This window comes from Pseudomonas sp. GW823-FHT01D03, assembly GCF_058798255.1.
In genome coordinates this window covers 4,724,713-4,740,643 of the sequence record NZ_JBXAKK010000001.1, presented here as the reverse complement: position 1 = coordinate 4,740,643, position 15,931 = coordinate 4,724,713, and the positions used below count along the sequence as shown (strand labels likewise).

The 15,931-nt window shown below is 61.0% G+C and carries 14 protein-coding genes and 1 pseudogene; 7 read left to right on the top strand and 8 right to left on the bottom strand.

The window, feature by feature from the left end:
• Nucleotides 1-38: 38 nt before the first annotated feature.
• Nucleotides 39-416: a histone-like nucleoid-structuring protein MvaT gene (gene mvaT / locus AC1RBR_RS20970; protein WP_003227581.1), complete on the bottom strand. Its 378-nt coding sequence runs from the start codon at nucleotides 414-416 to the stop codon at nucleotides 39-41.
• Nucleotides 417-753: 337 nt separating this feature from the next.
• Here mvaT and purU point away from each other — a divergent pair, with 337 nt between their 5' ends.
• Complete coding sequence (gene purU, locus AC1RBR_RS20965) at nucleotides 754-1,602, top strand: formyltetrahydrofolate deformylase (protein WP_003227580.1); 849 nt, start codon at nucleotides 754-756, stop codon at nucleotides 1,600-1,602.
• An 88-nt stretch (nucleotides 1,603-1,690) separates the two neighbouring features.
• Entirely contained in the window at nucleotides 1,691-1,867 is a 177-nt protein-coding gene (locus AC1RBR_RS20960) for a hypothetical protein (protein WP_167797083.1), read from the top strand.
• Here AC1RBR_RS20960 and gpgF read toward each other — a convergent pair.
• From gpgF to AC1RBR_RS20935, 5 genes and pseudogenes are all read right to left on the bottom strand, one after another.
• Nucleotides 1,830-2,849 carry a glucosaminyl phosphatidylglycerol flippase gene (gene gpgF / locus AC1RBR_RS20955; RefSeq protein WP_492566408.1) on the bottom strand — a complete coding sequence of 340 codons (1,020 nt, stop codon included), beginning with the start codon at nucleotides 2,847-2,849 and terminating at the stop codon, nucleotides 1,830-1,832. The two genes, AC1RBR_RS20960 and gpgF, sit on opposite strands and share 38 nt — an antisense overlap.
• On the bottom strand, nucleotides 2,846-3,622 hold the full coding sequence (gene gpgD, locus AC1RBR_RS20950) for an N-acetylglucosaminyl phosphatidylglycerol deacetylase (RefSeq protein ID WP_492566406.1): 777 nt from the start codon (nucleotides 3,620-3,622) through the stop codon (nucleotides 2,846-2,848). The genes gpgF and gpgD overlap by 4 nt, the downstream gene beginning before the upstream one ends.
• Nucleotides 3,615-4,727 carry an N-acetylglucosaminyl phosphatidylglycerol synthase gene (gpgS, locus tag AC1RBR_RS20945; RefSeq protein WP_166496525.1) on the bottom strand — a complete coding sequence of 371 codons (1,113 nt, stop codon included), beginning with the start codon at nucleotides 4,725-4,727 and terminating at the stop codon, nucleotides 3,615-3,617. Before gpgS ends, gpgD begins: the two co-directional genes overlap by 8 nt.
• A gap of 210 nt (nucleotides 4,728-4,937) precedes the next feature.
• Nucleotides 4,938-5,702, bottom strand: a complete 765-nt coding sequence (locus AC1RBR_RS20940) for a methyl-accepting chemotaxis protein (protein WP_371917866.1) — start codon at nucleotides 5,700-5,702, stop codon at nucleotides 4,938-4,940.
• Nucleotides 5,703-5,795: 93 nt separating this feature from the next.
• A pseudogene (locus AC1RBR_RS20935) lies at nucleotides 5,796-6,827 on the bottom strand (HAMP domain-containing protein); the annotation flags it as partial.
• Nucleotides 6,828-7,012: 185 nt separating this feature from the next.
• On the opposite strand from AC1RBR_RS20935, the gene AC1RBR_RS20930 reads away from it, so the two are divergent.
• Nucleotides 7,013-8,500, top strand: a complete 1,488-nt coding sequence (locus tag AC1RBR_RS20930) for a helicase HerA-like domain-containing protein (protein ID WP_443534173.1) — start codon at nucleotides 7,013-7,015, stop codon at nucleotides 8,498-8,500.
• A gap of 127 nt (nucleotides 8,501-8,627) precedes the next feature.
• Here the strand turns inward: AC1RBR_RS20930 and AC1RBR_RS20925 are convergent, their stop codons facing one another.
• The gene (locus AC1RBR_RS20925; protein ID WP_253150320.1) at nucleotides 8,628-9,083 is read right to left on the bottom strand and encodes a DUF721 domain-containing protein; all 456 of its coding nucleotides are present in this window, start codon (nucleotides 9,081-9,083) and stop codon (nucleotides 8,628-8,630) included.
• Between the two features lie 307 nt (nucleotides 9,084-9,390).
• Here AC1RBR_RS20925 and secA point away from each other — a divergent pair, with 307 nt between their 5' ends.
• From secA to AC1RBR_RS20905, 4 genes are all read left to right on the top strand, one after another.
• Nucleotides 9,391-12,126: a preprotein translocase subunit SecA gene (gene secA, locus AC1RBR_RS20920; RefSeq protein ID WP_115984280.1), complete on the top strand. Its 2,736-nt coding sequence runs from the start codon at nucleotides 9,391-9,393 to the stop codon at nucleotides 12,124-12,126.
• A gap of 122 nt (nucleotides 12,127-12,248) precedes the next feature.
• The gene (gene argJ, locus AC1RBR_RS20915; protein WP_492566404.1) at nucleotides 12,249-13,466 is read left to right on the top strand and encodes a bifunctional glutamate N-acetyltransferase/amino-acid acetyltransferase ArgJ; all 1,218 of its coding nucleotides are present in this window, start codon (nucleotides 12,249-12,251) and stop codon (nucleotides 13,464-13,466) included.
• Nucleotides 13,467-13,646: 180 nt separating this feature from the next.
• Nucleotides 13,647-14,279 carry a glutathione S-transferase family protein gene (locus AC1RBR_RS20910; RefSeq protein WP_492566402.1) on the top strand — a complete coding sequence of 211 codons (633 nt, stop codon included), beginning with the start codon at nucleotides 13,647-13,649 and terminating at the stop codon, nucleotides 14,277-14,279.
• Complete coding sequence (locus AC1RBR_RS20905; protein WP_492566400.1) at nucleotides 14,276-15,220, top strand: Nudix family hydrolase; 945 nt, start codon at nucleotides 14,276-14,278, stop codon at nucleotides 15,218-15,220. Before AC1RBR_RS20910 ends, AC1RBR_RS20905 begins: the two co-directional genes overlap by 4 nt.
• A gap of 123 nt (nucleotides 15,221-15,343) precedes the next feature.
• On the opposite strand, the gene AC1RBR_RS20900 is transcribed toward AC1RBR_RS20905, so the two are convergent.
• Nucleotides 15,344-15,928, bottom strand: coding sequence for a cob(I)yrinic acid a,c-diamide adenosyltransferase (locus AC1RBR_RS20900; RefSeq protein ID WP_027612526.1), 585 nt, complete (start codon nucleotides 15,926-15,928; stop codon nucleotides 15,344-15,346).
• Nucleotides 15,929-15,931: the final 3 nt, after the last annotated feature.

Below are 15,931 nucleotides of genomic sequence, written 5' to 3'. Positions count from 1 at the left end.
CATGGGCCGCAGAATCAGTCTGCGACCGGCGTTGCGGCTTAGCCCAGCAGGGTAGCCCAGCCTTCAACCACGTCGCCGCCCCACTTGGCTTTCCACTCTTTCAGAGTCTTGTGGTTGCCACCTTTGGTTTCGATGACTTCGCCGTTGTGCGGGTTTTTGTATTGTTTAACTTTGCGCGCGCGCTTGGTGCCGGTAGTTTTTACTGCGGCGCCACGGGTGCCTTTGGTTTTCGATTCCGGATCCAGCAGGGCGATGATGTCGCGCAGGGATTTGGAGTATTCGCCCATCAGGGTGCGCAGTTTGCCTTCGAATTCCAGCTCGGCTTGCAATTTGTCGTCTTGCGACAGGTTTTTCAAACGGGCCTGCAGCTCTTTGATGGCTTCTTCGGTGGCGCGATATTCGTTGATCAAGGACATGGTAACTACCTTATGCGGATGTGTTGAATGGCAGGGGACAGTGCCGCAATAATAGTCAGGCTGTTTCATCAAGTAAACATTTAAGCGGATTTTTTATTTGAATTAGTTACGTCAAATAACCGTTAAATTGAATGGTCATTTAAATAATGTGATGCAGTCATCACGATTATTCACAATTATCGGGTCGAACAGCATCACTGGTGCGTCGTCGCTGCGGCTTGCGCCACGCTCAACTGCCGTGAACCGCATCTTCTGCGGTGCGTGCTCATCAATACTGCAGTTTTCGCGCACAATCGCTAGAATGGCCGCCTTTGCGAAGTTCTGGAGTTTCCCCCTCATGCGCACCTTTCGGTTGGTGATTTCTTGCCCTGACCGCGTTGGCATCGTTGCCAAAGTCAGTAACTTTCTGGCATCCCACAACGGCTGGATCACCGAAGCGAGCCACCACTCGGATAATCAGAACGGCTGGTTCTTCATGCGTCACGAGATCCGCGCCGATTCGCTGCCGTTCGGTATTGAAGTGCTGCGCGAGAAGTTTGCGCCGATCGCCGAAGAGTTCTCGATGGACTGGCGTATTACCGACACCGAGCAGAAGAAACGCGTGGTGCTTATGGCCAGCCGCGAATCCCACTGCCTGGCCGACTTGCTGCACCGCTGGCACAGCGACGAGCTCGATTGCGAAATCTCCTGCGTGATTTCCAACCACAATGACCTGCGCAGCATGGTCGAGTGGCACGGCATTCCTTATTACCATGTCCCGGTCAATCCGCAGGACAAGGAGCCGGCGTTCGCCGAAGTCTCGCGTCTGGTCAAACAGCACGATGCCGAAGTGGTGGTGCTGGCGCGCTACATGCAGATCCTGCCGCCGGCGCTGTGCCGCGAATACGCGCACAAGGTGATCAACATTCACCACAGCTTCCTGCCGTCGTTCGTCGGTGCCAAGCCGTATCACCAGGCGTCGCTGCGCGGCGTGAAGCTGATCGGCGCGACCTGTCACTACGTGACCGAAGAACTGGACGCCGGTCCGATCATCGAGCAGGACGTGGTACGCGTCAGCCACAGCGACAGCATCGAAGACATGGTGCGTTTCGGCCGTGACGTCGAGAAGATGGTGTTGGCCCGTGGCCTGCGTTATCACCTCGAAGACCGCGTGCTGGTGCACGGCAACAAGACCGTGGTGTTCTGATCGAACCCACGCGTACTTGAATAAAGAAGGGCTTGGGCGTTCAATCGTCCCAGGCCCTTTTTTCGTTTCCGCCCTTGAGGAACTGCCCGTGAGCGACCCATTGGACAAAGCCACTTCGAAAGCGCCTGCCACCCTGGGGGAGGGCTGTTTGAGCCGCTACGATCCGGATGACCTGAGCCCGGAAGACGGCACCGAGTTTCCCGGCGCGGCCGAGTTGTGGGAGCAGCTCAAGGAGCAGGCGGACGAACCTGAGAAGCCTGCCTGATCTTCAGCAGCTTCTTGAGCAGCGGCCGCCCTAGCATCAATAGAAACACCGGGCCGCCCACCACCAGATAGAAATAGAACGTCACCACGCGCCAGATCAGAATCGCTGCCGCCGCGGTGGACTTACCGACCATCGGCGCCAGGAGCGCCGCCGAGGTCAGCTCTGCGGCGCCCGCGCCACCGGGCAGCAGGCTTATTTGACCAGCCCCCAGCGACAGCATCTGCACCAGAAAACTCCAGGCCCACTGCAGATCCGCGCCCAGCCCGCGCAGGGCCAGATACAACACGCTGTAGCGCAGCAGCCAGTGCATGCAGGTCAGGGCGAACACCTTGACCAGGGTTTGCCACGGCAACTTGAGTGTGTCGATAAACGCGTCGAGAAAATGCAGCAGCTTGCGTGCCCAGCGCCGACGCGTGGCCGGTTGCACGTTGAGGCGGGCGAGCAGGCGTCCGCTCAGAAGGATCAAGCGGCGGTGGTAGCGCGCCAGCAGCACGCAACTGAACAGCCCACCGAACAGCGACACGGCGCTGACCATCAGCAACCACTCCAGGCGATCACTGAGATGCTGAAACAACGCGTAAATCAGGATTCCGCTCAGGGCGCAGAGAAAGAACAGCAGATCACTCAGCTGATCCATGGCAAACACCGCGCTGCCCCGGGCCGGGCGCACGCCGCAGCGCGCCAGCAAGGCCATGATCGTCAGCGGCCCGCCACTGCCGCCGGGGGTGGCGCAATAGGCAAACTCGGCGGCCATGACCACGCCGAGGCTTTTCAGCGGCGAGACCCGTTCGCGCTGATCACCCAGCAGCAGGCGCAAACGCAGGGTGTTGATGCCCCAGCAGAGCAGGATCATGCCGAACATGATCAGCAGCCAGTGCAGCGGAAAATTCTGCAACCGCGCACCGATCTCGCCGCCGCCGAGCAGCACGGGAATCAGCACGGCGGCGAGCAGGCCGATCAACAGCACAATGCCGCGACTCATGCAGCGCGCTCCATTCGCTTGCGTTGCCGGGTGAACCAGTCGATTTTGTTCATGGGCGTGCGTCCTTCTGCCAGCAGCCGTTCAAGGGTTTGCAGCCAGTAATCACGCGCGAAGGGGTGGCGCATGTCTACCGGGTGCAAGCCTAGACGAATCACCGCGGCGTCGCGCCACTGCTGTTCGCGTTGCTCGCTGACGATTTTTGACAGGCCCCGGCGCCAGGCACTGCGCGCACTCCAGACCAGGCCCGGGGCGTTGACGGCGGTGAAATCCGGCAATTGATAAAGATGTTGCGGGTCGCTGGTGTAGCTCAATGGCGTTTCGCGAAGGGCCTGGCGCGTGCCCTCGCTCATCAGCCATGCCGGGGCGACGAAGCCGTGCAACGGCCAGTCATTGCGCTTGAACAGTTCGATGCCGTCGCGCAGGCGAGCCAGCGCAGCTTCGCGGGACAGGCGATAAAACTCCCCTTCGTGGGTGTAGATTCGGCGCATGAACCAGTCGCGGGGCGTGGCTGGCGCTGGCTCGCGGTCGTCATGGTAATAGCCGTGCAAGGCCAGTTCATCGCCACGGGCCAGCCGCTCGCCAAGCATTCGGCAGAACGCGGGATGCTCCTCGAGTGCGTCGTGACCATGGAAATCCGGAACGACCAGCCAGGTCATCGGCACGTCACCCATTGCATCTACCGCCTCGACAAACGGCCGATAATCCGCCCACGTCGACGGCGCCACGTCGTGCAGCACCAGCAGCACTGCGCGGTCATTCGAGGATTCAGCCATTGGCCACCCTTGGCAGCGAGTGACCGAGCACCGCGTGGTAATGGCCGAGCAGGCTGTCGACCACGCAGTCCCAGGAATAACGCCGTTCGACATGTTGCCGCGCCTGTTGGCCGAGTTTCACGCAACCTCGACTGAACAGCTCGCGCACGGCATTGGCCATGGCTTGCGGGTTGTTCGGTGCGCAGAGCAAGCCGCAGTCGTCGGCGACGATCTCTTCAAACGCCCCGGCCGCCACCGCGACCACCGGAATCCCGCAGGCCATGGCTTCGAGGATCACCAGACCGAAGGTTTCCTGGTCACCGGCATGGATCAGGGCATCGGCGCTGGCCATCAAGCGGGCGACGGTGGGCGCCGGGCAGAAGGCGTCGATCACGCTGACATTGTCCGGGACCACGGCCGGCATCGACGAGCCAACCAGCAGCAGGTGGTAGCGTGGGCCGAGGCGCTGCATGCATTTGAGCAGCACCGGCAGGTTCTTCTCTTTGGAACCGCGCCCGGCAAAGATCAGCAGCCGGGTGTCTTCGGCAATCCCCAGTTCGGCACGCAGGCCGTTATCGCGGGCGTCAGGGTGAAAGGTTTGCAAGTCCACCCCCAATGGCTGCACGAAGACATTGCGCACCCCCAGGCCGGTGAGCTTGTCGGCCATGACTTGGCTGGGTGCCAGCACTCGATCGAAGTTGCCATAGAGCTTGGTGACGTACGCCTCGACATTCGGCGTGACCCAATGGCCCATGCGATTGCTCGCCAGCAACGGCAGGTCCGAGTGATAAAAGCCGATCACCGGCACATCCAGTTGCCGTCGTGCGTCGAGTGCCGCCCAGGCAGTCAGGTACGGGTCGCCGACTTCGATCAGATCCGGCTGCAAACCCTGCAGGACATTGCGCCACGGCGCGAGGCGCAGCGGAAAGCGATAGCCTTTGCCGAAGGGCAGGGCGGGGGCGGGCACGGTGTAGATACCGTCGTTTTCACCGAAATGTGCGCCGGGAATCAGCAGGCTGTGACGAATGCCCGATTTGACGCCCAACCGGCGATGCTTGGCGTCCAGATAGGTACGTACGCCGCCGCTGGCCGGGGCGTAGAACATGGTGATGTCGGCGATATGCACAGTGATCAACCCTCCGCTGCGTTCCACTCCCTTGGTTGACCTTTATCCAGAATAGATGTTCGGTCGGGATTGCGCGGTGGGAGTGTCAGGGAGGTGTTGTGGTGTTTGACAGGACGCCTTCGCGAGCAAGCCCGCTCCCACAGGGATCTGCAAACGACACAGATCCCAAGTGGGAGCGGGCTTGCTCGCGAAGAGGCCAGTAGCAGCGCCTTAGATGCGGAAACTGCCGACCAGTTGCTTCAGACGCGCAGCCTGCTGCTCCAGATCCGAACAGGCGCGCAAGGTCGCTTGCAGGTTCTCGACGCCTTCCTGGTTCAGCGTATTGATCTCGGTGATGTCGACGTTGATCGACTCGACCACCGCCGTCTGTTCCTCGGTCGCGGTCGCCACCGACTGGTTCATCCCGTCGATCTCGCCGATGCGCTGAGTCACGCTGTTGAGGCGTTCGCCGGCGAGGTTGGCGATTTCCACGCTGTCCTGGCTGTGGCGCTGGCTGTCGCTCATGGTGCTCACCGATTCACGGGCGCCGACCTGCAGCTCCTCGATCATGGTCTGCACCTGTTGCGCCGATTCCTGGGTGCGGTGCGCCAGGTTGCGCACTTCGTCGGCGACCACGGCAAAACCGCGTCCGGCTTCACCGGCACGCGCCGCTTCGATGGCGGCATTGAGCGCCAGCAGGTTGGTCTGCTGGGAGATGCTGGTGATCACTTCGAGGATCTGCCCGATGTTCACGGTTTTGCTGTTCAGCGACTCGATGTTGGTGCTGGAGGCGCTGAGCATGCTCGACAGTTGATTCATCGCCTTGATGCTGCGATCCACCACTTGCTGGCCGTCTTCGGCGAGGCCACGGGCGTCACTGGCCTGGTTCGAGGCTTGCGCGGCGTTGCGGGCGATTTCCTGAGCGGCGGCGCCCAGTTGATTGATCGCGGCGGCGACGCTGCTGGTGCGCGAGGCTTGCTGGTCGGAGTTGTACATCGACGAGTTGGACGCCGCGACCACGCGCAGCGCGACCTCGTTGACTTGCCCGGTGGCCGACGAGACTTCGCGGATCGAACCGTGAATACGCTCGACGAAACGGTTGAATGCGGTACCCAGCACGCCAAACTCATCGTTATTGACGATGGTCAGGCGCTTGGTCAGGTCGCCTTCGCCGTCGGCGATGTCTTCCATGGCGCGGGTCATGACGTGCAGTGGCTGGATCAGCAGGCGAATCAGCATGCCCAGCAAGGCAATGATGATCACCACCGCAATCACCGTGGCAATCACCGCCGAGGTGCGGAACTCACTGAGCATCGAGAAGGCTTTGTCCTTGTCCACCGACAGCCCGATGTACCAGTTCACCGACGGCAGGCCTTTGATCGGCGCGAAGCTGACGATGCGGGTCTTGCCATCGACGGTGATTTCACTGAAGTCGCTGCTGATGCGCGGGGTGTCCTGCGGATAGGCTTCTTTCAGCGACTTCATCACCAGTGCCTTGTCCGGGTGCACGAGGATCTTGCCGTCGGCGCTGACCAGGAACGCGTAGCCCATACCGGAGAAGTCCCGGGCGGTGAGGGTGTCGACCAGGGTTTGCAAGCTCAGGTCGCCGCCCACCACGCCGACGCTCTGACCGGCCTTTTTCGAGGCGGTGGCGATGGAGATGATCAACTGCCCGGTGGCGGCGTCGATGTACGGTTCGGTCAGGGTCGACGCGCTGCTGCTCTCGGCACCTTTGTACCAAGGGCGCACTCGTGGGTCGAAACCGTCCGGCATCTTCACGTCCGGGCGGATGGTGAAGTGGCCGGTGGCATCGCCCAGGTAAGTGGCCATGAACGTCGAGGTCAGAGACTTCTGTTCCAGCAGGCTGGCGACGTTGGCCGGTTCCGGGTTGATGGCGATGTTCTGCGCGGCGTTCTCGACCAGCAGAATACGGCCGTTCAGCCAGGTCTGGATGTTGTCGGCGGTGACTTCGCCCATCTCGTTGAGATAGTTGTTCAGGTCATCGCGGATCGCGTTGCGTTGCAGCCAGTCGTTGTACAGCGTGAACGAGGCGAAAGCGGCGATGACGATGAGGGCGGCGGCAAGCAAAATTTTATGGCTGAAGCGCAGGTTTTTGTTCATGGCTTGGGGTTCCGCTAAGGTCTTAATGTCCTGGGCGTGCTTTTATAAAGACGCGCAAAATGGGCAAGGGTGAAACAACTGATATTTCCGACTCTCCTTAGGGAAATGTCCGACCGACTTTTCAGTCAGGTTCTCGCCCTTAGCTATCGGCCACAACGGATTAAAGATTAACCATAGGTGACAAAATGCCTGACACATCGCAACTCGTTATTGGCGCCGATCTGGCGGGGCAACCGATTGCTCAGGCCATGCGCCTGGCCAACCGTCACGGGCTGATCGCCGGTGCGACCGGGACCGGCAAGACGGTGACTTTGCAACGTCTTGCCGAAGCATTCAGTGACGCCGGGGTCGCGGTGTTCGCCGCCGACATCAAGGGCGACCTGTGCGGCCTTGGTGCCGCCGGCAATCCGCAGGGCAAAGTCGCCGAGCGCATCGCCGGGATGTCCTGGCTCGATCACAAGCCGCAGGCTTATCCGGTGACGCTGTGGGACATTCACGGGGAATCCGGTCATCCGTTGCGCACTACCTTGAGTGAAATGGGCCCGCTGCTGATCGGCAGCCTGCTGGAACTGACCGACAGCCAGCAGTCGGCACTGTACGCAGCCTTTAAAGTGGCGGATCGCGAAGGTCTGTTGCTGCTGGACCTGAAAGACCTCAAGGCGTTGCTCAATCACCTTAAGGACAACCCGCAACTGTTGGGCGAAGACGCGGCGCTGATGACCACGGGTTCCAGCCAGGCACTGTTGCGCCGGCTGGCGACCCTGGAACAGCAGGGCGCTGAAGCCTTGTTCGGCGAACCGGCGCTGCAACTGGAAGACATTCTGCAACCGTCCGCCGATGGCCGTGGGCGCATTCATTTGCTTGATGCCAGCCGTCTGGTACATGAGGCGCCTAAGGTCTACGCGACGTTCCTGCTGTGGCTGCTGGCCGAGCTGTTCGAGCAGTTGCCGGAGCGCGGCGATGCCGACAAACCGCTGCTGGCGCTGTTCTTCGATGAAGCGCATTTGCTCTTCGGCGATACGCCCAAGGCGCTGCAGGAGCGTCTGGAGCAGGTGGTGCGGCTGATTCGCTCGAAAGGTGTGGGTGTGTATTTCGTCACCCAGTCGCCGGGGGATTTGCCGGATAACGTGCTGGCGCAACTTGGCCTGCGGATTCAGCACGGCTTGCGTGCGTTCACCGCCAAGGAACAGAAGTCCCTGCGGGCGGTGGCTGATGGTTTCCGGCCAAATCCGGCGTTCGACACCTTGTCGGTGCTGACTGAGCTGGGTATCGGTGAAGCACTGGTCGGGACGTTGCAGGAAAAAGGCACGCCGGAGACGGTCCAGCGGGTGCTGGTGGCGCCGCCACAGTCGCGGATCGGACCGTTGAGCGAAACCGAACGCACGATGCTGATCGCCGGGTCGCCGTTCAAGGGGCGTTATGACAAGCCGATCGATCGCGAGTCGGCGTATGAAATCCTGATGGGGCGCAAGGATCTGGCGCCGGAGGCGGATGCGCCAGCGGGCAAGTCGGCAGCCGAAGAGCCGAGCCTGGCTGATCGTGCCGGAGAGTTTCTGGGCACGGCGGCGGGGCAGGCGCTGAAGTCGGCGATGCGTCAGGCGGCCAACAATCTGGGCAAACAACTGGTGCGCGGATTGATGGGCTCGTTGCTCGGCGGCAGCAAACGGCGTTGATCCAAACTGTGGGAGCGGGCTTGCTCGCGAAAGCGGTCTGCCAGTTAACAATAATGTTGACTGAAAGGACGCCTTCGCGAGCAAGCCCGCTCTCACATTGGATAAGTGTCAGTTTTTTGGATTGAGTTCAGGTTTTGTCTTTGGCGTGCGCCGCCAGACGCTCAAGCGCCGCGCGCAGGCCTGGATCGCTGATGCCGTCCGCCGTGGACTGAATGGTTGCCGCGGCATTACTCGACAGGTCCATCGTGTGCCCGACAGCCCCAGGCTGGACGATCGGTGGTCGCACGCTGAATTTGATTCGCGTCAGGTTGGCGAACTCTTCGAACAGCTGCAGTTGCCGTTGCAGGCGTTTTTGCTGGTAGCGCAGGCGTGTGGCCCAATGGCCGTCGGTGACCACCAGTGACAGTTCGCCTTCACGCCACTTGGCGACATGGCAATGCGCGCGGGCAGCGGGTTGCAACTGGCTTTCGAGCAGGCGTTGCAGATGAGCGAGGCGTTGGGCATGACCGAGAATGGCTTTGAGCGGCTTGGCTTCGCGTAGCAGAACGGAGGGTGCTCTGGCTGTAAGAGGGCGAAATGCCATGATCGAACACCTGAAGTAACAGAAGCGCCATGGTAGCAGAAAGCAACGGAACCACTCGCCCATTGCTTTTGTCCCTGCTTTGCTCATTAAATCAACGACTAACTTCTTTCCCGTATGGGTTGAAGTTGAGCAAAACGCCCCTATTTTAAGTGAGCCCCGTCAAAGCGCAGTGCCAGCATCGTGGAATATCGCCACTTTCCTCACCACCGTTTCCGGGTAGAATGCTCGTTCGCATGCGGCCATGAGGGCTGCACGGGCGACTCACGGGGCCGCCCTCCATCCCTTTAGTGTGGAAGATCCTGCCGATATGTTTGCGCCTTTGTTAAAGAAACTTTTTGGAAGCAAGAACGAGCGTGAAGTCAAACGCATGCTCAAGACGGTGCAGCTCGTCAATGCCTTCGAAGAGCAAATGGTGGCCCTTTCGGACGATCAATTGCGTGCCAAGACCAACGAGTTCAAGGCCCGTATCGCCAAAGGGGAATCCCTCGACAAGCTGTTGCCTGAAGCCTTCGCGGTCGCCCGTGAAGCGGGCAAGCGCGTCATGGGCATGCGCCACTTCGACGTTCAGTTGATCGGCGGCATGACCTTGCATGAAGGCATGATTGCCGAAATGCGTACCGGTGAGGGTAAAACCCTCGTGGCAACCCTGGGTGTTTACCTCAACGCGCTGTCCGGCAAGGGCGTGCACGTTGTAACCGTGAACGACTACCTGGCCCGCCGTGACGCCAACTGGATGCGTCCGCTGTATGAATTCCTCGGCCTGACCGTCGGCGTCGTGACGCCGTTCCAGCCGCCGGAAGAGAAGCGCGCCGCCTATGCTGCCGACATCACCTACGGCACCAACAACGAATTCGGTTTCGACTACCTGCGCGACAACATGGCGTTCAGCATGGAAGAGAAATTCCAGCGCGAACTCAATTTTGCCGTGATCGACGAAGTTGACTCCATCCTCATCGACGAAGCCCGTACCCCGCTGATCATTTCCGGTCAGGCCGAGGACAGTTCCAAGCTGTACATGGAGATCAACAAGTTGATCCCGCAGCTGGAACTGCACGTCGAAGAGGTCGAAGGCCAGGTCACCAAGGCCGGTCACTACACCATCGACGAGAAGACCCGTCAGGTCGAACTCAACGAAGCCGGTCACCAGTACATCGAAGAAATGCTCACCGGCGTCGGCCTGCTGGCCGAAGGCGAGAGCCTGTACTCGGCGCATAACCTGGGCCTGCTGACCCACGTCTATTCGGGTCTGCGTGCGCACAAACTGTTCCACCGCAACGTCGAATACATCGTGCAGGACGGTCAGGTCGTACTGGTCGACGAACACACCGGTCGTACCATGCCGGGTCGTCGTCTGTCCGAAGGCCTGCACCAGGCCATCGAAGCCAAGGAGGGTCTGAACATCCAGGCCGAGAGCCAGACTCTGGCTTCGACCACGTTCCAGAACTACTTCCGTCTGTACACCAAGCTGTCCGGCATGACCGGTACTGCTGACACCGAAGCGTTCGAATTCCACCAGATCTATGGCCTGCAGGTCATGGTCATTCCGCCGAACAAGCCGTTGGCACGTAAAGACTACAACGACCTGGTGTTCCTGACCGCCGAAGAGAAATACGCGGCGATCATCAACGACATCAAGGAAGGCATGGCCCAGGGCCGTCCGATCCTGGTGGGCACCGCGACCATCGAAACTTCCGAGCACGTGTCCAACCTGCTCAATAAGGAAGGCATCGAGCACAAGGTGCTGAACGCCAAGTTCCACGAAAAAGAAGCCGAGATCATCGCGCAAGCCGGTCGTCCGGGCGCCCTGACCATCGCTACCAACATGGCCGGTCGTGGTACCGACATTCTGCTGGGCGGTAACTGGGAAGTGGAAGTTGCGGCGCTGGAAAACCCGAGCCCCGAGCAGATCGCGCAGATCAAGGCCGACTGGCAGAAGCGTCACCAGCAAGTGCTGGAGTCCGGCGGTCTGCAGGTGATTGCCTCCGAGCGTCACGAATCCCGTCGTATCGACAACCAGTTGCGTGGCCGTGCCGGCCGTCAGGGCGATGCCGGTTCCAGCCGCTTCTACCTGTCGCTGGAAGACAGCCTGATGCGCATTTTCGCTTCTGACCGGGTGAAGAACTTCATGAAAGCCCTGGGCATGCAGCCGGGCGAAGCGATCGAGCACCGCATGGTGACCAACGCGATCGAGAAGGCGCAGCGCAAGGTGGAAGGTCGCAACTTCGACATCCGTAAACAACTGCTCGAGTTCGACGACGTCAACAACGAACAGCGTAAAGTGATCTATCACATGCGTAACACGTTGCTGGCCGCCGACAACATCGGTGAAACCATCGCCGATTTCCGTCAGGACGTGCTCAACGCTACCGTCAGCGCTCACATTCCGCCGCAATCGCTGCCAGAGCAGTGGGACGTTGCTGGTCTGGAAGCGTCGATTGCCAGCGACTTCGGGGTGAAACTGCCGATCCAGCAATGGCTCGACGAAGACGATCACCTGTATGAAGAGACCCTGCGCGAGAAGCTGATGGTCGAGCTGATGGCGGCGTACAACGAGAAAGAAGATCAGGCCGGTGCCGAAGCACTGCGCTCGTTCGAGAAGCAGATCGTTCTGCGCGTGCTGGACGACCTGTGGAAAGACCACCTGTCGACCATGGATCACCTGCGTCACGGCATCCACCTGCGTGGCTACGCCCAGAAGAACCCGAAGCAGGAATACAAGCGCGAGTCGTTCACGCTGTTCTCCGAGCTGCTGGATTCGATCAAACGCGACTCGATCCGTGTGCTGTCGCACGTTCAGGTGCGCCGCGAAGATCCGGAAGCCGAAGAGCAACGCCTGCGTGAGGAAGCCGAAGCACTGGCCGCGCGCATGCAGTTCGAACACGCCGAGGCCCCTGGTCTGGAGCAGCCGGAAGTGCTGGGTGAGGAGGTCGATGTAGCCCTCGCCACCGCGCCGGTTCGCAACGAGCAGAAGCTGGGTCGCAACGAACTGTGCTACTGCGGTTCGGGCAAGAAATTCAAGCATTGCCACGGGCAGATCCAGTAACTCCCGTTTCAATCGCTGAAATACCCGCGCCGCGACCGGCTCCTGCCGTCGCGGCGTTTTGCCATTTACACCACCGCCATCCCTGTGAGCGGTGCTGACATCATTGAGTAAGGAGCGCATTCATGGCTGTTGGTCTTGGTCCTTTGCCAACGTTGCACCCGGTTGCCGGTTTTGAACTCGGTATCGCCTCGGCCGGCATCAAGCGCCCCGGGCGCAAGGATGTGGTAGTGATGCGCTGTGCCGAAGGTTCGACCGTGGCCGGTGTGTTCACGTTGAACGCCTTTTGCGCCGCGCCGGTGATCCTGGCGAAAAAACGCGTGCAGAACGACGTGCGTTACCTGCTGACCAACACCGGCAACGCCAATGCCGGCACCGGTGAGCCGGGTCTGGCGGCTGCCGAGCGCACCACCGCCAAACTGGCCGAGCTGACCGGTGTCGATGCCAGCCAGATCCTGCCGTACTCCACCGGCGTGATCGGTGAGCCGCTGCCGGTCGAGAAAATCGAAGGCGCGCTGCAAGCCGCACTGGATGATCTGTCGGAAAACAATTGGGAAGCCGCCGCCACCGGCATCATGACCACCGACACCCTGCCCAAGGGTGCCAGCCGCCAGTTCCAGCATGACGGCGTGACCATCACCGTCACCGGTATCAGCAAGGGCGCGGGCATGATCCGCCCGAACATGGCGACCATGCTCGGCTACATCGCTACCGACGCCAAAGTCTCCCGCGACGTGCTGCACAACCTGATGCTCGACGGTGCGAACAAGTCGTTCAACCGCATCACCATCGACGGCGATACCTCGACCAACGACTGCTGCATGCTGATTGCCACCGGCAAGGCTGCGCTGCCGGAAATCACCCGTGCCGAAGGCGAGCTGTTCAACAAGCTGAAGCAGGCAGTGTTCGAAGTGTGCATGGACGTGGCTCAGGCCATCGTGCGTGACGGCGAAGGCGCGACCAAGTTCGTGACTGTTGAAGTCAACGGCGGTGGCAATCATCAGGAATGCCTGGACGTCGGTTATACCGTGGCCCACTCGCCGCTGATCAAGACCGCGCTGTTCGCCTCCGACCCGAACTGGGGCCGTATTCTGGCGGCTGTCGGCCGTGCCGGCGTGCCGGATCTGGATGTGAGCAAGATCGACGTGTTCCTCGGCGACGTGTGCATCGCCAGCCGTGGCGCACGCGCAGCAACCTACACTGAGGCACAGGGTTCGGCGGTGATGCAGCAGGAAGAGATCACCATCCGCATCGAACTGGGTCGCGGCGACTGCAGCGAAACCATCTGGACCACCGACCTGTCGCATGAGTACGTGAAGATCAACGCTGAATACCGCACCTGATTCAAAGGGTAGGGTTGGGCTGCCGGCCTCTTTGCGAGCAAGCCCGCTCCCACAGGGTTCTGCGGTGTACACGACATTTGTGCACGACCGAAACTACTGTGGGAGCGGGCTTGCCCGCGAAAGCGTCGGCCCAGCCACCCCAAGTCTTGAAGCTTTCCACTGACGAAAAGGCGCCACACCATGTCCCTGCACCTGATCATCGGCGACAAACTGCTTTCCTCCTGGTCCCTGCGCGCTGCCCTGGCGCTGGAGCTGACCGGCGCACCCTACAGCGAAGAACTGATCAAACTCGGCAAGCCCGACACCCGCGAGCGGCTGCTCAAGCATTCGCCGACCGCCAAGGTGCCGTTGCTGCAAACCTCTCGTGGCACCATCGCCGACTCTCTGGCGATCGCCGAATACCTGGCCGAGCAGTTCCCGTCCGAACAGCTCTGGCCAGCCGACCTGTTCGCCCGTGCCCAGGCGCGATCGGCCTGCGCGCAGATGCACAGTGGCTTCTTCGCCATGCGCAATCACATGCCGTTCAACCTGAGCCACGACGCACCGCTCAGCCCGGTGCCGCCGGAAGTGAAGGTCGATATCGAACGCATGCTCGCGCTGTGGGCTGAATGCCGCGCTGCCGCCACGGAGCCTGGGCCGTATCTGTTTGGCCGGGTGAGCCTGGCCGATGCGTTCTTCGCCCCGATTGCCGTGCGCCTGCGGACTTACCAGGTGCAGTTGCCGGCGGTTGATCAAGCCTATGTTGAAACCGTCTACCAATGGCCCGCCTTCAAGGCGTGGCAAAAGGCTGGACTGGAGGAGTTGAATCCGTGAAACGCGTACACGTCGCGGCTGCCGTCATTCGGGACGACAGCGGCAAAATCCTCATCGCCCGCCGTGCCGACAATCAGCATCAGGGCGGCCTGTGGGAATTTCCCGGCGGCAAGGTCGAGGCTGACGAATCGGTCGAAAACGCTCTGGCTCGCGAGCTTCAGGAAGAGCTGGGCATTGTTGTTGACGCCGCGCGTCCGCTGATCAAGGTTCGCCACGATTACCCGGACAAGCAGGTGTTGCTGGATGTCTGGGAAGTGTCGAGCTTCAGCGGTGAACCGCATGGCGCCGAAGGCCAGCCATTGGCCTGGGCGACCGCCAAGGATCTGCTGAACTACGAGTTTCCGGCCGCCAATCAGCCGATCGTTGCCGCCGCGCGCCTGCCTGGCGAATACTTGATCACCCCGGAAGATCTGGAAGCCCCGGCCTTGCTGCGCGGCATTCAGAAGGCGATTGCCGGCGGGATCAAACTGATCCAGCTGCGCGCGCCGAACGGTTATGACCCGAAATACCGCGATCTGGCGGTGGATGCAGCCGGTCTGTGTGCCGGCAAGGCGCAGTTGATGATCAAGGGGCCGTTCGAATGGCTCGGCGATTTCCCGTCGGCCGGCTGGCATATCACCTCCGCGCAATTGCGCAAATACGCCGAAGCAGGGCGACCTTTGTCGGCGGAGCGCTGGTTGGCGGCTTCGTGCCACAACGCCGAAGAACTGGCACTGGCCGAGCAGATGGGCGTGGATTTCGTCACCCTGTCGCCGATTCAACCAACCTTGACCCACCCGGATGCGCAGCCATTGGGCTGGGAGCAGGCTTCGACGTTGATCGAGGGCTTCAGCAAGCCGGTGTTCTTGCTCGGCGGGGTCGGCCCGGCGGAGCGCGAGAAGGCCTGGAGTGTCGGGGCTCAGGGTGTGGCGGGGATTCGCGCGTTCTGGCCAGAAGCTTGATTATGTTGTGAGGCTGATGGCCTCTTCGCGAGCAAGCCCGCTCCCACCTTTGACTGCATTCCAACTGGATGAATGCAATCAACTGTGGGAGCGGGCTTGCTCGCGAAGGCGTCCTTACAGGCGCTATATATCTGAAGGCTTCGCCGCCGGTTGCCACAAAATCTCCGCAATCCCCTGCCGCCGCGCAATCAACCTTGCGGCCACAAACAACAGATCCGACAGCCGATTGATATACGCCAAACCAACCCCGGCCAACGGCTCGATCGCGTTCAAGTGCTGACAACGGCGCTCGGCACTGCGCGCCAGACTGCGGCACACATGGGCCTGGGCAATCAGCATCGAACCGCCGGGCAGAATGAAATTCTCCAGCGGCCCCAATTCCTCGTTCCACACATCAATCGCTGCTTCCAGACGCTCGATTTCTGCCGTGTTCAGCGCCTGATACTCCGGCATCGCCAGCTCACCGCCGAGATCAAACAAACGATGCTGACAAGGCGCGAGCACGTCGATCAGTTCATTCAATCCCGGGAATGCCTCACGTTCGGCGATCAACCCGGCCAGCAGCACACCGACCTGACTGTTCAGCGTATCGACTTCACCAATCGCTTCGATGCGCGGGTGATCCTTGGGCACGCGGCGGCCATCGCCCAGGCCGGTTTCGCCTGTGTCGCCGGTGCGGGTGTAGATCTTCGACAAGCGAAAGCCCATGGG

Bases quoted from the DNA above. Each gene is read 5' to 3' on its own strand.
- AC1RBR_RS20910 (WP_492566402.1), top strand. From the start codon at position 13,647: ATGTCCCTGCACCTGATCATCGGCGACAAACTGCTTTCCTCCTGGTCC.
- gpgF (WP_492566408.1), bottom strand. From the start codon at position 2,849: ATGAGTCGCGGCATTGTGCTGTTGATCGGCCTGCTCGCCGCCGTGCTG.
- secA (WP_115984280.1), top strand. From the start codon at position 9,391: ATGTTTGCGCCTTTGTTAAAGAAACTTTTTGGAAGCAAGAACGAGCGT.
- purU (WP_003227580.1), top strand. From the start codon at position 754: ATGCGCACCTTTCGGTTGGTGATTTCTTGCCCTGACCGCGTTGGCATC.
- mvaT (WP_003227581.1), bottom strand. From the start codon at position 416: ATGTCCTTGATCAACGAATATCGCGCCACCGAAGAAGCCATCAAAGAG.
- gpgD (WP_492566406.1), bottom strand. From the start codon at position 3,622: ATGGCTGAATCCTCGAATGACCGCGCAGTGCTGCTGGTGCTGCACGAC.
- AC1RBR_RS20925 (WP_253150320.1), bottom strand. From the start codon at position 9,083: ATGGCATTTCGCCCTCTTACAGCCAGAGCACCCTCCGTTCTGCTACGC.
- AC1RBR_RS20930 (WP_443534173.1), top strand. From the start codon at position 7,013: ATGCCTGACACATCGCAACTCGTTATTGGCGCCGATCTGGCGGGGCAA.
- AC1RBR_RS20940 (WP_371917866.1), bottom strand. From the start codon at position 5,702: ATGTACAACTCCGACCAGCAAGCCTCGCGCACCAGCAGCGTCGCCGCC.
- AC1RBR_RS20900 (WP_027612526.1), bottom strand. From the start codon at position 15,928: ATGGGCTTTCGCTTGTCGAAGATCTACACCCGCACCGGCGACACAGGC.
- argJ (WP_492566404.1), top strand. From the start codon at position 12,249: ATGGCTGTTGGTCTTGGTCCTTTGCCAACGTTGCACCCGGTTGCCGGT.